The following is a 16,205-nucleotide window of genomic DNA, read 5'->3' as shown; positions in this document are numbered from 1 at the left end:
ATAATTAAATTGAAACAGAAAGAGGAAATGAAATGAAAAAAGTATGGAAATCGATGGATTATTCCTTATTACTTCCTCTTGTTATCTTATGTGTGCTGGGAGTAATAATGGTATATAGTTCTAGTTCCATTGTTGCGATTTCGAAGCATGGGAAACCAGCGGATTTCTTTTTTAATAGGCAAGTATTAATTCTAGCTGTTGGAGCGATAATGTTAGCGATTATCATTGCTATTCCTTATAAACTTTGGAGGAAGCGAATAGTTTTAATAGCAATGGGAATAGGTAGTATTGGTTTATTAGCAGCAGCCTTGTTTTTCGGTAAGGAAGTAAACGGTGCAAAAGGGTGGATATTAGGTATACAGCCCGCTGAATTTGTTAAAATAGCGATTATTATTATATTAGCTCGTTTTTTTGCGAGAAGACAAGAGACAGATACTCCTGTTTTTAAAGGATCGGGACTTACGCTTGGTTTTGTTGGATTGGCAATGTTTTTAATTTTAAAGCAAAATGACTTAGGTACCGATTTATTAATTGCGGGAACGGTTGGAATTATGTTTCTTTGCTCGGGGGTACGGATTAATTTATGGATAAAACGAATCGTTTTAACTGCCATAGTGTGGATTCCGGCACTATATTTTCTCGGGAATTATGCATTAAGCAAGTATCAAAAGGCACGTTTTTCCGTTTTTCTTGATCCATTTAATGATCCTCAGAATGATGGATTCCAATTAATAAATTCTTTTATTGGAATTGCTTCAGGAGGGCTAAATGGTCGAGGGTTAGGGAACAGTGTGCAAAAATATGGATACTTACCAGAACCGCAAACAGATTTTATTATGGCAATTATATCTGAAGAGCTTGGTTTTATAGGTGTAGCTGTCATTTTAATCTGTTTATTACTTATTATTATTCGGGCATTTAGAATTGCACAAAAGTGTAAAGATCCATTTGGAAGTTTAATAGCAATTGGAATTGCAAGTTTGTTTGGAGTTCAAACTTTTGTTAATGTCGGTGGTATGTCTGGGTTAATACCGCTTACAGGGGTACCATTACCATTTGTTAGTTATGGTGGGAGTTCTTTGTTAGCTAATCTGCTTGCAATGGGTATACTGTTAAATATTGCCAGTTATGTAAAACGACAAGAGAAACAACAAAACAAATTGACTAACGAAATAGAACAAGGTGGACCGCATCTTGTTGTTGTAAAATAAAAAACACATTGAGCTCTAGAGTTCAATGTGTTTTTTATTTTGTTAGATTTTAAATGTGATACAATATTGATTGTTTTAAAACGAAAAGTATATTACATTTAAGTAAATGTGATATACAATATTGTTGTTAGAAAAGGAAGAGGTATGCTATACTATTTTTGTGAAACAAATCGATCAGAAAACTTATCATTTGTTGAAAAATAAGGTATGATGGATAAAAATAAAGTGAAGCTTTCTAAGTATAATATAATGTAGAAAGTGAAGAACTTCACGCTCTTTAGAGTGTGTATGTATTTTATCTCTAGAGTGGTAGGAAAATAGAGGGGGAAAATCATGACAAAGCTGCAACGTATTCAAAAAGTATTGGTAGCTAACCGTGGAGAGATAGCAATTCGTGTGTTCCGAGCATGTTCAGAACTTGGATTAAACACAGTTGCGATCTATTCTAAAGAGGATAGCGGTTCTTATCATCGCTATAAAGCCGATGAGTCCTATTTAGTTGGGGAAGGGAAAAAGCCAATTGATGCTTATCTAGATATTGAAGGCATTATTGAGATTGCGAAAAGTAATCATGTAGATGCAATCCACCCTGGATATGGTTTCTTGTCAGAAAATATTCAATTTGCAAAACGTTGTGAAGAAGAAGGGATTAACTTTATCGGTCCAAAAAGTAAGCATTTAGACATGTTTGGAGATAAAGTTAAAGCAAGAACACAAGCGCAGCTAGCACAAATTCCAATTATTCCTGGTAGTGATGGTCCAGTAAATTCAATAGAAGAAGTTGAAGAATTTGCTGAAAAGTATGATTACCCGATTATTATTAAAGCATCCCTTGGTGGCGGCGGTCGCGGTATGCGTATTGTACGTGCTAGTGAAGAGTTAAGAGAATCGTATAATCGCGCGAAATCAGAAGCAAAAGCAGCCTTTGGTAATGATGAAGTGTACGTTGAAAAATTCGTTGAAAAACCTAAACATATAGAAGTACAAATTTTAGCAGATGAAGAAGGTAATGTTGTTCATTTGTATGAGCGTGATTGCTCTGTACAACGACGCCATCAAAAAGTAGTTGAAATTGCACCGAGCGTGTCGCTTTCAGATGATTTGCGTCAGCGTATTTGTGATGCTGCAGTAAAGTTAACGAAAAATGTAAAATATTTAAATGCTGGAACGGTAGAATTCCTTGTAAAAGGTGATGAGTTTTACTTCATTGAAGTAAACCCACGTGTTCAAGTTGAACATACGATTACAGAGATGATTACAGGAGTGGATATCGTTCAATCGCAAATTTTAATAGCTGATGGACATGCATTACATAGCAAAATGGTAGGTGTTCCTAAGCAAGAGGAAGTGGTTGTGCATGGATTTGCAATCCAATCTCGTGTAACGACAGAAGACCCACTTAATAACTTTATGCCTGATACAGGGAAGATTATGGCGTACCGATCAGGCGGTGGTTTTGGTGTTCGTCTTGATACAGGTAATAGTTTCCAAGGTGCAGTTATTACACCGTACTACGATTCTTTACTTGTAAAAGTTACTACTTGGGCACTTACTTTTGAACAAGCCGCTGCAAAAATGGAACGTAACTTAAAAGAATTCCGTATTCGTGGTATTAAAACAAATATTCCATTCCTAGAGAATGTAGTAAAACATAAAAACTTCTTATCAGGAGAATATGACACTTCATTTATTGACGCGTCACCTGAATTATTCTTGTTCCCGAAACGTAAAGACCGCGGAACAAAAATGTTAAATTATATTGGTACAGTAACAGTAAATGGCTTCCCTGGAGTAGGGAAAAAAGAGAAACCAATTTTCCCAGATGCTCGTATACCAAATGTGATACACTCAGAGCCAATGCAAAATGGAACGAAACAAATTTTGGATGAGCGTGGAGCGGATGGATTAGTAAAGTGGGTACAAGATCAAAAGCGTGTACTTTTAACGGATACAACATTCCGTGATGCACATCAGTCATTACTTGCAACTCGTGTTCGTACAAAAGATTTACATCACATTGCAGAGCCGACAGCGAGAATGTTACCAAACTTATTCTCAGCAGAAATGTGGGGCGGTGCAACGTTTGATGTTGCGTATCGTTTCTTGAAAGAAGATCCATGGGAACGATTACTAGATCTTCGTGAAAAAATGCCAAACGTTTTATTCCAAATGTTACTTCGCTCTTCAAACGCAGTAGGTTACAAAAACTATCCAGATAATTTAATTCAAAAATTTGTGGAATGTTCCGCGCAAGCTGGAATTGATGTGTTCCGTATTTTTGATAGCTTAAACTGGGTAGAAGGCATGAGAGTTGCAATTGATGCTGTACGAGATACTGGTAAGATTGCAGAAGCGACAATGTGTTACACAGGAGATATTCATGACCCGTTACGTAGTAAATACGATTTAAATTATTATAAAAACTTAGCAAAAGAGTTGGAAGCATCAGGAGCTCATATTTTAGGAATTAAAGATATGGCGGGCTTATTAAAGCCAAACGCAGCATATGATTTAGTTTCAGCACTAAAAGAGACGGTGTCGATTCCAATTCACCTGCACACACACGATACGAGCGGAAATGGTGTTTTAACGTATACGAAGGCAATTGAAGCAGGTGTTGATATTGTCGATGTAGCGGTGAGTTCAATGGCTGGTCAAACGTCACAACCAAGTGCGAATACACTATACTATGCGTTAGGTGGAAACGAAAGACAACCAGATGTTAATATAGACTCATTAGAAAAACTATCTCATTATTGGGAAGATGTACGAAAATACTATGCTCCATTTGAAAGTGGTATGAATGCTCCTCACACAGAGGTATATATGCATGAAATGCCGGGTGGACAGTATAGTAATCTTCAACAACAAGCAAAAGCGGTTGGTTTAGGAGATCGCTTTGATGAAGTTAAAGTGATGTATCGCCGTGTTAATGATATGTTTGGCGATATTGTAAAAGTAACACCATCATCTAAAGTTGTCGGTGATATGGCATTATTTATGGTTCAAAATCACCTAACAGAACAAGATATTTTAGAACGTGGACATGCTATGGACTTCCCAGGATCTGTTGTTGAAATGTTCTCTGGAGATTTAGGACAACCATATGGTGGTTTCCCGAAAGAATTACAAAAAATTATTTTAAAAGGGAAAGAGCCATTAACAGTAAGACCGGGTGAATTATTAGAACCAGTAGATTTCGATGCTTTAAAAGAAGAGTTATTCCACAAACTTGGACGCGAAGTAACAATTTTTGATGTAGTCGCATATGCATTGTATCCAAAAGTATTTATGGACTACGAAAAAGTTGCTGGGATTTATGGAAATGTATCTGTGCTTGATACACCGACATTCTTCTATGGTATGAGACTTGGTGAAGAAATTGATGTGGAAATCGAGCAAGGTAAAACATTGATGGTTAAACTAGTTTCCATTGGGGAGCCACAGCCAGATGGAAATCGTGTGCTTTACCTGGAGTTTAATGGACAACCGCGTGAAATCGTAGTGAAAGATGAAAACGTGAAATCAACTGTTGCACAGCGTGTGAAGGGGAATCGTGAAAATCCAAATCATATTAGCGCAACGATGCCGGGAACTGTTATTAAAGTAGTTGTAAAAGAAGGCGATGAAGTGAAAAAAGGTGATTCCATGGCAATTACAGAAGCTATGAAAATGGAAACGATGGTTCAAGCGCCATTTAGTGGTAAAGTGAAAAAAGTATATGTAAATGATGGGGATGCAATTCAAACGGGAGATTTACTCATTGAATTAGATCATTAAAATAAAGAAAAAGAGCTGTGCGAAAGCAGCTCTTTTTTGTGTGTAAATAATACCTTGCCGAATTGGCAAGGTATTAAAGTTTTACTTTATTTTGTTTGCTTAGAAGTTGATTCAGTTTCTTTTGCATTGACTGTACTTCTTGTACCTATCATAACTAAATAGCATAGTACAGCAAACAGGCAAGAAATGAAGAGCGAATGTAATAATGCCATTGCTAAACTAGCATTTGTAAATACGACCAAAATCCCTACTATAGCTTGAAGTGTAACAAGGATAAATGAAATAATCCATCCCCAGTATACTACACGTTGCTGCTTGTAATGGCGAATAGCGATAATCATCGCATATAGTATCCAAGCGAAAATTAACATCGCTGCAACTCTATGTCCCATTTGAACCCACTCATGTAGTTGAGTTGGAATAGGTCTATTTTTGCTACATAAAGGGAAGTCTGGACAGGCTAAGGTAGCTCGTTCGTGACGTACTAAAGCTCCTGTGTAGACAACGATATAACTGTAAATTGTTACACCATAAATATGAAATTTCATTTTTTTGTCCATAATAAGTGAACGTGCATCAAATTTCTTATCAATTTCAAAAATAAGACACGTTAACAAGATGACAGAAGCAAATGAAATTAAGGAAATACCGAAATGAATAGCTAATACAGCAGGCATTTGACCCCAAACAACCGCCGCCGCCCCCATTAATGCTTGTGCAACTAAAAATACGAAGGATAAAATTGCTAACGTCTTTGTTTCGCGCACATGTTTATAATATTTCCAGGACAAGATACAAAGAAGAGTAACAAGGATTCCTGCTGATCCAGATGTTAAGCGGTGACTTAGCTCAATAATAGTCTCCATTGATAAATTAGATGGAACAAATTCACCGTTACAAAGAGGCCATGATTTGCCACATCCTTGGCCTGAACCCGTTTTTGTAACTAAAGCGCCTCCTAGTAAAACTACTAATAAATCGAGACTTGTAATGACTGCTAACCATTTAATAAAGCGTTGCAATCTCTTTCACCATCTTTCTGCTATGAAGTTATTGCGAAATATTTTCATTCCATTATGTATAGAATAAAACGTGCTACAGTCCTATGATATATAAAAAATAATAAAATAGCAAAGAAATGGAGGGCGAGGACAACGTACGTATTATAAAGAAAAAAATGGGATTTAAAATACATATTTTAGGAGGAATTCAGGCTATTTTGAAAAGAAATGGGGAGAATACATGCTAAATATGACAAAATAGTTTATTATAGAAGATAACATCATGTTATGATAAGGATAAATTAGAATAAAGTTTTTTAATGTTTGACACAAAAAGTTCATGTTTTCTTCACAAAATGTTCGGGAAATGTGATTTAATATATTGGAGTATGGGCGTAGATTAGTAGTAGAATGGGTTAACAATATTTCTACTGTAATAATATTGCTATATAGAAGCGAAATATTTCACATGAAATATATGCTTAGAAAGATGATAGGTTTAAGAGGGGGTTAAAGTGATGAACCATGCAACAAGTGAGCTGCATGATGAGTCAGCTGTTTCAATTGTACCGGAAACAACTCGGTTACAAGATTTATCAGCGCTCGTTAAAATGGGGATTGTAAACTCAAATACACTTACTGTATTTACAGGATTTTGGTTGGCTTTACATTTTAATGGATTGAGTGTTATGGACAATCTAGATAAGTTATTTTTCACAATCGTTGGTTCGGCATTAATTATGGCAGGGGTATGTTGTTTAAATAACTACATTGACCGAGATATCGATCCATTAATGGAAAGAACAAAAAACCGTCCAACGGTAACAGGTAAATATAAACCTGGCTTTGCACTTGCATTTGGACTTGTAATTTTACTTCTTGGCTTTGCATTTTTATTACTTACTACACCGATGGCAGTGTTAATCTCATTTATTGGTGCCTTCACATATGTTGTTTTATATACGTTATGGACGAAGAGAAAATATACGTTAAATACTGTTGTAGGTAGTATATCAGGAGCAGTTCCACCTTTAATTGGATGGGCGGCAATTGATCCGTCTTTAAATCATCCAATTGCTTGGATGTTATTTTTAATTATGTTTATTTGGCAAATCCCACATTTCCTCGCATTAGCGATGAAGCGTGTTGATGAATATCGAAATGCAGGAATCCCAATGCTTCCTGTTGTACAGGGATTTGATATTACGAAACGTCAGATTATGATTTGGACAGTATGTTTATTACCACTACCATTTTATATGAGTGGACTTGGAATAACATTCATGGTAATTGCAACATTGCTTAACATCGGATGGATCGCATTAGGGCTTTATGGCTTCCGTCAGCAAGATGACATCAAGTGGTCCGTAAAAATGTTTGTTTATTCCCTGAATTACTTAACAATCTTATTTGTGTCAATGATTGTAGTTACATTCTTCTAAGACAACGACATGATTGGATTTCTTTACGTTGAGATTTACTTTACTTAACTATAAAGTACAATCTAATTCACAAAGAAAGTGGGGGTTGTTTGTATGAAGAAACAGTGGCGACTGCTTTCGTTCGTTTCACTGCTGGCTTTACTGTTAGGGGGATGCGGTAAAGCTTTTCAGTCTACTTTAATTCCGCAAGGGGAAGTAGCAAAAATGCAATATGATTTGCTCTTGCTAGCGAGTGCAATCATGGTAGGAGTAGTACTTGTAGTTACTATTATTTTCTTATATGTAATTGTGCGTTTCCGACAAAAAAAGGGTGAGGAAGATTATATTCCAGAGCAAGTTGAAGGAAATCACAAACTAGAAATTATATGGACAGTCATTCCGATTATTCTTTTGTTAATCTTGGCTGTTCCGACTGTTACATATACATTCAAGCTTGCTGATGTAAGTGCGATGGAGAAAAAGAATATTGATAAAGATACTATCGTTGTTGATGTAACAGCGAATCTTTATTGGTGGGAATTTTCTTATAAATCAGAAAAAATAGTAACTTCTCAAGATTTAGTTATCCCCACAGGTAAGAAAGTGTATTTGAATTTGAAGGGTGCCGATATTAAACATTCGTTTTGGGTTCCATCTTTAGCTGGGAAAATGGATACAAATACAGATAATGTAAACAAAATGTGGTTAAAGGCAGATAAATCGGGCACTTATAATGGTTTTTGTACAGAATTTTGTGGCCCATCACATTCTTTAATGCAGTTCAAAGTGAAAGCTCTGGATGAAAGCGAGTACAAAAAGTGGCTTGCTGACATGAAGAAGATTGATGGAAAAAAAGAAGTAGCTTCTACAAAGGCGCAAGAGGGTCAAGAAATATTTAATAAAAGCTGTATTGGTTGTCATGCAGTTGGATCAAATGATAGTAGACCACCTTCTGCTCGTATCGCACCGAACTTAGCAAACTTCGCAGATCGCGATATGGTTGCTGGTATTGCCGAAAATAATGAAGAGAACTTAAAAAAATGGCTCAAAGATCCTGAAAATATGAAACCAGGTAATAAAATGACTGGTAAATATGGCAACTTAACGGATGATCAAATTAATGCATTAAATGCATATTTACAAACGTTAAAGATTGAAAAATAAAGAGGGATCATTTGCGAAGGGGAGGTTGAAAACGTGAGTTCTGTAGCAAAAAAACAGGGGATGGGTGCTGTCATATGGGATTATTTAACGACAGTAGACCATAAAAAGATTGCCATTCTCTATTTAATTGCAGGTGGATTGTTTTTTGTAATAGGTGGAATAGAAGCACTATTTATTCGCCTGCAGTTAGCGATTCCTAACAATGCTTTTCTTGTTGGGGATGCTTATAATCAAGTATTAACGATGCACGGTACAACAATGATTTTCCTCGCAGCTATGCCACTCGTGTTTGCATTTATGAACGCCGCTGTACCACTTCAAATTGGAGCACGTGATGTGGCGTTCCCGTTTTTGAATTCGCTCGGATTTTGGTTATTTTTCTTTGGTGGATTATTTTTAAATTTAAGTTGGTTTTTAGGAGGAGCGCCTGATGCAGGGTGGACATCGTATGCATCTTTAGCTTTAGCCTCTAAAGGACATGGTGTTGATTTTTATGTACTCGGCTTGCAAATATCAGGTATTGGTACATTAATTGGAGGTATTAACTTCCTTGTTACAATTATTAATATGCGCGCGCCAGGGATGACGTACATGCGCATGCCGATGTTTACATGGACAACATTTGTAACATCTTCACTTATTTTATTTGCATTTCCACCATTAACTGTAGGATTAGGACTTTTAATGTTAGATCGTTTATTTGGCACAAGTTTCTTTAATCCGGCACTAGGTGGGAACACGATTATATGGGAGCATTTATTCTGGATCTTCGGTCATCCGGAAGTATACATTCTTATACTCCCAGCTTTCGGAATATTCTCAGAAATCTTCGCCACATTTTCGAAAAAACGATTATTCGGTTATTCCTCTATGGTGTTCGCGACAGTATTAATAGGGTTTTTAGGATTTATGGTATGGGCGCATCATATGTTTACTGTTGGTCTTGGGCCTGTTGCAAATGCTATCTTCTCGGTTGCAACAATGGCAATTGCAGTTCCAACGGGTATTAAAATATTTAACTGGCTCTTTACAATGTGGGGTGGAAGTATTAGGTTTACAACACCAATGATGTGGGCGGTAGCTTTTATTCCATCCTTCGTTATGGGTGGAGTTACAGGTGTTATGCTTGCTTCTGCACCAGCTGATTATCAGTTTCATGATAATTATTTCGTAGTAGCACACTTTCATTATGTAATTGTTGGTGGTGTTGTATTTGGTTTACTTGCAGGTGCGCATTATTATTGGCCACTTATGTTTAATAAAGTATTAAATGAAACATTAGGTAAGATAACATTTTGGTTATTCTTTATCGGTTTCCATTTAACATTCTTTATTCAGCATTTCCTAGGTCTAATCGGTATGCCACGTCGTTACTACACATATCTTGAGGGCCAAGGGTTGGAAATGGGGAATATGATTAGTTCTATCGGAGCTGTGTTTATGGCTCTTGGAACGATTGTTCTTTTATTCAATGTAATAAAAACAACGGTATCAAAAGAGAAGGCTGGCCGTGATCCATGGGATGGACGTACATTAGAATGGACAATGCCAGCACCTACACCGGAATACAATTTTAAACAATTGCCATTTGTTCGCGGGTTAGATCCGTTTTGGATTGAAAAACGTGAAGGTAATAAAGAGATGACAGCAGCGGAACCAGTTGGTGATATTCATATGCCAAATGCTTCATTTTCACCATTTATCATTTCTCTAGGCTTATTCATAGCAGCATTCGGTGCGATGTATATGCAGGGTGGCAAAGATAAATTTTGGTTATTAGTAGCGATTATCGGTTTAATCATTACGTTTGGTACAATGTTCCTTCGTTCAGTAATTGATGATCATGGATATCATATTCATAAGGAAGATTTAGATGATAAGGGGGGCAAGGCGTAATGCATGTAGATGAGAAATTAACGAATGAAACATTTCCAGCAGAGCCTGAAAAAGCAACCCTTGAGGGGAAAAATAAGTTTGTTGGTTTTTGGTTATTTCTTGGAGGCGAAACAGTGTTGTTCGCTTCCTTATTTGGCACATATTTAGCGTTAAAGAACTCTACAAATGGTGGACCAACATCTCAAGAGATGTTTCAAATGCCACTCGTTTTCATTATGACGATGCTTTTGTTAACAAGTAGTTTAACGAGTGTATACGCAATGTATCATATGAAAAATTTTAACTTTAAGAAAATGCAACTTTGGTTACTTGTAACAGTGTTGCTTGGCTTAGGATTTTTGGGGTTTGAAATATATGAGTTTTATCATTATACGCATGAATTTAAGCATACTATGAGAAGTAGTGCATTTGGTTCTGCATTTTATGCTCTTGTTGGTACACACGGGCTCCACGTGTTGTTTGGATTATGTTGGATTTTAACATTAATCTTTAGAAACGCGAAGAGAGGCTTAAATTTATACAACGCACCAAAGTTTTATGTTGCATCAATTTATTGGCACTTTATTGACGTAGTTTGGGTGTTTATTTTCACTGTAGTATATTTGATGGGAATGGTGGGATAAACAATGGCGGTTAAGCAAACGAATAATCCTAAGGTGGATCTTGTTTATCGGAAGAGAAAAAGTGCAGAGGAAATGAAGCACCAAGTTGTTACATTTTCACTAATGATTTTTTTAACATTAGTTGCATTTGCAGCGGTGGCATATCCGAAAACATTTAGCCCGATTTTTTCGGTTCCATTTATATTATTGTTAGCAGTCATTCAAGTTATATTTCAGTTATATTATTTCATGCATATGAGTCATAAAGGGCATGAAGCGGCGAGTTTCTTCTTGTACTCTGGATTGTTAATTGGTTTATTAACAATATTAGCCTTTATGACAATTGTGTGGATTTAAACAGTGATAGTAGGGGGCTCTGATATATCAAAGCCCTCTTTTTATATGAAATATAAGAATTTTGAAAAGGTAGGTGTGGAAATGGAAAACTTATGGGTATTTGGTTTTCAAGCTTTATGGAGTCCAATTTTTTTATTATTTATGATCTCGATTCTTATTAGTTATTTTTTAATTATTGGACCGTATAGAACGCGATTTGAAAATGCGACGAAGGTAAGTAAGAAGCAAATTTTTTATTTTACGACCGGGATTGTTCTTTTGTATGTTGTAAAGGGAGGACCTATTGATTTAATTGGTCATATCATATTTAGTGCACATATGTTTGAGATGGCAGTAATGTATATTGCGGTTCCTCCGTTATTACTGCTTGGTATACCTGTTTGGTTATATCGTTATATTACTTCTTTTAAGTTCGTTCAAATTGTGATAAAGTTTTTTGCTAAGCCGCTTATTGCATTGTTTGTATTTAATGGCCTGTTTTCCTTTTATCATTTGCCAATTGTTTTTGATGCAGTAAAACAAAGTCAAATAGCGCATCCTATTTGCCTTGCTATACTGTTTTTTGCAGCAATGATGATGTGGTGGCCGATGTTAAATCCACTGCCAGAATATCAAACTTTAAGTGATATTAAGAAGCTTGGTTACATGTTTGCTAATGGTATTTTATTAACGCCAGCTTGTGCGTTAATAATTTTTGCGACTGCACCATTATTTGCAACATATACAGATCCGGCCGCTTGGATGAAGGCAATGGAACTCTGTGTACCGGCGGGTACTTTATCAGATTTAAATATAACTGGACCAGAATTTTTACATTGGATGCCGGTAGTACAAGACCAGCAAACAGGTGGTATTATTATGAAAATTGTCCAGGAAATAGTGTACGGTACGATTATCGGTTATGTGTTCTTTAAATGGGCACGTAGAGAGCGTGAAAAGGATAAAGAGCAGCTGCAAGAGTTACCTCCTTATTTACAGACGAAATAAAAACTAGCGCATCGTGTTAATGCGCTAGTTTTTTTGTTATTCAATAATTTGAAATTCTTTTAACCCTTTTTCAATATTTTGTAGGAGTTGTTCGCTTTTTTGAAGTACATTCGTTGGAAAAATCTCATCATCTCCATATTCAACGCCATGAGGATAATAATGTTTTCCTAATAAGGGTGGCAATAGTTTTACTTGAGCGTGTCTGCCGCCGATGTCACCTTCAACAGCAAATCCTTGTACACGTAAATAATAAATATCCTTTAATATTTCAAATTTATAATCATATGTAACGCGTTCGTAATCCCATTGTCCAGCAAGTACAAAATGATTGTTTTCCATAATCTCAGTTAAAAGAGTTAGATCAACGACTGCATCAGTAAAGTTTGTATTTGTAAATTGCATAGAATACCTCCTTATTTTAATGTTAGTTCATTATTTTTATAATAGTACGAATAATAAGAAAGTGCAATTCGTATTGCGAGAAAAGGGATAATCCAGACTTTTTTCGTGAAAATATGATATAGTGAAAAGAGTACGGTACACACAAAAAAAGGAAATAAAAGGATTTGTGTATATCTCGATTTTATGCTTTGTTCAGGAGGTATATCGTTTGAAGAAATTATTGCGTATCGTAATGATTACATTTTTAATTTTAGCTGTTGATTTATACGGGAAGTTACTCGTGTCACAATATATATTAACCCCATCTCACTCTAAGCAAGAAAATAAAATTGTGAAAAAGAAGAAGCAAGTAAATGAAGAATCCACAGACACTGTTTTAAATATGATTGGCGGGGACTCTGAGAATTTATTAGCGAAGTGGGGCGAACCATCTCGAATAGAGCCGTCTGCTTATGGATATGAATGGTGGGTGTATAATCAAGATTTAGCTCAGTATGTTCAATTTGGAGTTGCTGAACGTAAAGTTGTAACGGCGTATGTTGCTGGTGAGCAAGTTAAGGTGGCTCCCTATTATATAAATGAAAAGTATGAAGAGGTATATAAAAAGAATCCACTTTCACATGAGATTTCATTAAAAAGAGGAAAGAATAGTTATCAATTTGAGTTATCTGATACGGAAGTAATGGAACAACCGCTAGTACCTGTAGAAGATGGATGGGCACAATTATACTTTGATCACTTTACACATGAGCTTGTTGGTCTTCGTTATATGGATGATGAAACGTTATTACGACAAAGACCATATCAACTTGTTTATTCAGGTGAATTAATAGCGGAACAGCCGCTGACGCCAGAAAAAATGAAGCAAGTAGAAAATGGAAATATGCAACAAATTCTCGATTTAACAAATATTATTCGGAGTCGTCATCAATTACCGTTGTTAACATTGGATCAACAAACTGCAGATGTTGCATTTGGCCATAGTAAAGATATGAAGGATAATAATTATTTTTCGCACGATTCACCTACTTTTGGTACGTTAGGAGATCGCTTGCAACGTGGACAAGTGGCTTTTCAACTTGCTGGTGAGAATATAGCGGCGCAACATAGTGATGGAATTGCGGCGGTACAGGGTTGGTTAAATAGTGAGGGGCATAGAAAGAATTTATTAAACGAACAATTTACTGGATTAGGTGTTGGGGTATATGATAAATTTTATACTCAAAACTTTATCCGAAAATAAAATGAAACTTTAATCAGTCGGGGCATCCTTCATTGATTATTAGTCTTCACCAATCGGGCTTTAATTGTCCACAAATAGGAAGATAAAAAGGTGCATGAATCGTCTAAAAATAGGCGAACCATGTGCCTTTTTTTTCTTACAATATAGTAGATATACATGAAGAGGTGAGGATTATGCCAACAACAAAAGGGCCGTTACATCCATCGGTTCAACAGTTTAAAGAGTTTGTAAACCATCACCCTAAAATGGTTCATGAGGTTAGAGGTGGTCAAAAAACTTGGCAGCAATTTTATGAAGAATGGTACTTACTTGGTGAAGAAGATCAAATATGGACAGCATATAGACCTGATGGAGCACCTGCTTTTTCTTCGGTAAAAGAAAATAAAGAAGAAAAAGAAAATCGAACAGAAGAGGAAAAAACTGCTGATGTGATGGGGCAAATGCTTTCTTTCTTTAAAAAGCTAGACGTAGAACAAATGCAACATCATTTAGCAAATGTAACGAGTGCGATTGGTAGCGTGCAACAAGTTATTCAACAATTTCAAGGAAACCGTGCGCAGCAAGAACAAAGTACTTCTGAAAATAATCCTTTTTTCTTTCAAAAGGATTAGGGGGAAAGAGAATGAGAGCAGAGCTTATGGAGTTTATAAAAGCTGATGAGGATTTAGCTCGCTATATTCGGGAACAGCCATACTGGTACCGGAAATTGACGCGTAACCCAGAAGAAAAAGAAGCTTTTGAGTTAGCTGCCATGCAGCATTTCAAAAAAACGATACCAGATAAAGTGGAAAAATTTCAAAATCAATTGGCCGTTGCTTCAATTATGATTGATATGTTCCAGTATATGAAGCAGCAAAATACGACGTAATTGGAAGGGAAAACTATGTCCGTTATGCAAAACTTTTGTTACAATAGAATCGGATTATTTAAAAAAGGAGTTGCAGCATGACGGAAATTTGTTTAGTACGACATGGACAAACTGATTGGAACTTTCAAGAGATTATTCAAGGGCGCGAAGATATTCCACTCAATGAAGTTGGGAAGAAGCAAGCGAGTCAAAGTGCAGCTGCCTTGCAAGCGGAATCGTGGGATATAATTATAAGTAGCCCGTTAATTAGAGCGCAAGAAACAGCTAAGGAAATTGCTGGGGCTATTGGATTACCATCTATTTTATTAGATGAGCGATTTATGGAACGTAATTTTGGGGAAGCTTCTGGGAAACCAGTTGCAGCCGTTAGAGAGTTAATTACAGAAGGTAATGTAGAAGGAATGGAGCAGGATGAAGAAATCGTAGAGCGCTGTTTTACGGCTTTACAACAAGTTGCAGCAGCACATGGAGATAAACGTATTATCATTGTTGCGCATTCACATGCAATAAAAGCTATTTTACACGCAATTGCACCAAATGAAATTACATTTAAAACGCCGTTAAAAAACGCATGTATTAGCTACGTGAAAGAGAATAGCGGGAAATGGGATGTTCTTAAATATAATATTGCGGAGCATATTAGTGTATAAGAGTGCAAGGAGATTGTATGAAAAGTAATTAGAATCATATCTTTCTTTTAGGTGAGACACTTCAATTAGTAGTTCTGTTCCAAATGTGTTATGATGAATACTCGGAGGTGTCTCTCATGATTGTAGCGACGCTGGAAAGCGTATTGATTTTAGATAAGGCAGAGCAGCTTGCAAAAGCGATCATCTGTTCAGATATAGCAGAAGATTACCGTAAGTATTATAAGGATTTACAAGAAGATATAGAAGTCCAGACGCTAATTCAGCAATTTACAGCGATGAAAGAGCGATACGAAGAAGTGCAACGTTTTGGTAAATATCATCCTGATTATACTTTCGTTTCGACGAAAATGAGGGAATTAAAGCGTTCTGTAGATATGCATGATAAGGTTGCAACCTTTAAAAGAGCAGAAACAGCTTTACAGAAGTTATTAGATGAAGTTAGTGTAGCAATTGGTTCTGAGGTGTCTTCTTCCGTTAAAGTTCCAACAGGAAATCCGTTTTTTGATGCGGGTGGCTGTGGCGGTGGTTGTGGTACCGGAGGCGGTTGTGGTTGTAAAAAAACGGGGTAATTTACCCCGTTTTTTAGAATATAGAAGAAAACGTATACAGAGTTTGTTCTTTAA

15 protein-coding genes are annotated in these 16,205 nt (G+C 36.3%); 13 read left to right on the top strand and 2 right to left on the bottom strand.

Features of this window, described 5'->3' with window-relative positions; translation table 11 throughout:
• Window positions 1–32 precede the first annotated feature (32 nt).
• Complete coding sequence (locus QCI77_RS20105) at window positions 33–1,211, top strand: FtsW/RodA/SpoVE family cell cycle protein (protein ID WP_113769775.1); 1,179 nt, start codon at window positions 33–35, stop codon at window positions 1,209–1,211.
• Between the two features lie 333 nt (window positions 1,212–1,544).
• Window positions 1,545–4,991, top strand: coding sequence for a pyruvate carboxylase (gene pyc / locus QCI77_RS20100; RefSeq protein ID WP_113769774.1), 3,447 nt, complete (start codon window positions 1,545–1,547; stop codon window positions 4,989–4,991).
• A gap of 86 nt (window positions 4,992–5,077) precedes the next feature.
• On the opposite strand, the gene ctaA is transcribed toward pyc, so the two are convergent.
• Complete coding sequence (ctaA, locus tag QCI77_RS20095) at window positions 5,078–6,013, bottom strand: heme A synthase (RefSeq protein ID WP_113769773.1); 936 nt, start codon at window positions 6,011–6,013, stop codon at window positions 5,078–5,080.
• 497 nt (window positions 6,014–6,510) lie between these two features.
• Here ctaA and cyoE point away from each other — a divergent pair, with 497 nt between their 5' ends.
• From cyoE to ctaG, 6 genes are all read left to right on the top strand, one after another.
• Entirely contained in the window at window positions 6,511–7,434 is a 924-nt protein-coding gene (gene cyoE, locus QCI77_RS20090) for a heme o synthase (protein WP_002033731.1), read from the top strand.
• A gap of 93 nt (window positions 7,435–7,527) precedes the next feature.
• Window positions 7,528–8,577, top strand: coding sequence for a cytochrome c oxidase subunit II (coxB, locus tag QCI77_RS20085; RefSeq protein ID WP_002088304.1), 1,050 nt, complete (start codon window positions 7,528–7,530; stop codon window positions 8,575–8,577).
• A 60-nt stretch (window positions 8,578–8,637) separates the two neighbouring features.
• A complete protein-coding gene (gene ctaD, locus QCI77_RS20080; RefSeq protein WP_002014777.1) occupies window positions 8,638–10,473 on the top strand; it encodes a cytochrome c oxidase subunit I in 1,836 nt (611 codons plus the stop codon).
• Window positions 10,473–11,096: a cytochrome c oxidase subunit III gene (gene ctaE / locus QCI77_RS20075; RefSeq protein WP_000557861.1), complete on the top strand. Its 624-nt coding sequence runs from the start codon at window positions 10,473–10,475 to the stop codon at window positions 11,094–11,096. Before ctaD ends, ctaE begins: the two co-directional genes overlap by 1 nt.
• Before the next feature lie 3 nt (window positions 11,097–11,099).
• Window positions 11,100–11,432, top strand: a complete 333-nt coding sequence (gene ctaF / locus QCI77_RS20070) for a cytochrome c oxidase subunit IVB (RefSeq protein WP_002014776.1) — start codon at window positions 11,100–11,102, stop codon at window positions 11,430–11,432.
• Window positions 11,433–11,513: 81 nt separating this feature from the next.
• Window positions 11,514–12,419, top strand: a complete 906-nt coding sequence (gene ctaG / locus QCI77_RS20065) for a cytochrome c oxidase assembly factor CtaG (RefSeq protein ID WP_033708188.1) — start codon at window positions 11,514–11,516, stop codon at window positions 12,417–12,419.
• 36 nt (window positions 12,420–12,455) lie between these two features.
• Here the strand turns inward: ctaG and QCI77_RS20060 are convergent, their stop codons facing one another.
• On the bottom strand, window positions 12,456–12,821 hold the full coding sequence (locus tag QCI77_RS20060) for a YugN family protein (RefSeq protein ID WP_353825403.1): 366 nt from the start codon (window positions 12,819–12,821) through the stop codon (window positions 12,456–12,458).
• Window positions 12,822–13,029: 208 nt separating this feature from the next.
• Here QCI77_RS20060 and QCI77_RS20055 point away from each other — a divergent pair, with 208 nt between their 5' ends.
• The 5 genes from QCI77_RS20055 (at window position 13,030) to QCI77_RS20035 (ending at window position 16,151) form a co-directional block, all read left to right on the top strand.
• On the top strand, window positions 13,030–14,064 hold the full coding sequence (locus tag QCI77_RS20055) for a CAP domain-containing protein (protein WP_002088298.1): 1,035 nt from the start codon (window positions 13,030–13,032) through the stop codon (window positions 14,062–14,064).
• Window positions 14,065–14,237: 173 nt separating this feature from the next.
• The gene (gene ylbD, locus QCI77_RS20050; RefSeq protein WP_002014771.1) at window positions 14,238–14,675 is read left to right on the top strand and encodes a YlbD family protein; all 438 of its coding nucleotides are present in this window, start codon (window positions 14,238–14,240) and stop codon (window positions 14,673–14,675) included.
• 11 nt (window positions 14,676–14,686) lie between these two features.
• Window positions 14,687–14,932 (top strand): YlbE-like family protein, encoded by a 246-nt coding sequence (locus QCI77_RS20045; protein ID WP_002014770.1) that lies wholly within the window; start codon window positions 14,687–14,689, stop codon window positions 14,930–14,932.
• A 77-nt stretch (window positions 14,933–15,009) separates the two neighbouring features.
• A complete protein-coding gene (locus QCI77_RS20040) occupies window positions 15,010–15,582 on the top strand; it encodes a histidine phosphatase family protein (protein WP_002014767.1) in 573 nt (190 codons plus the stop codon).
• A gap of 116 nt (window positions 15,583–15,698) precedes the next feature.
• Entirely contained in the window at window positions 15,699–16,151 is a 453-nt protein-coding gene (locus QCI77_RS20035) for a YlbF/YmcA family competence regulator (RefSeq protein WP_002014765.1), read from the top strand.
• The last annotated feature ends 54 nt before the right edge of the window (window positions 16,152–16,205 follow it).

It is taken from the genome of Bacillus cereus group sp. MG9, assembly GCF_040459995.1.
Taxonomy (GTDB): domain Bacteria; phylum Bacillota; class Bacilli; order Bacillales; family Bacillaceae_G; genus Bacillus_A; species Bacillus_A mycoides.
The sequence above is the reverse complement of the archived record's forward strand: the minus strand, read 5'-3'. Positions and strand labels throughout refer to the sequence as shown.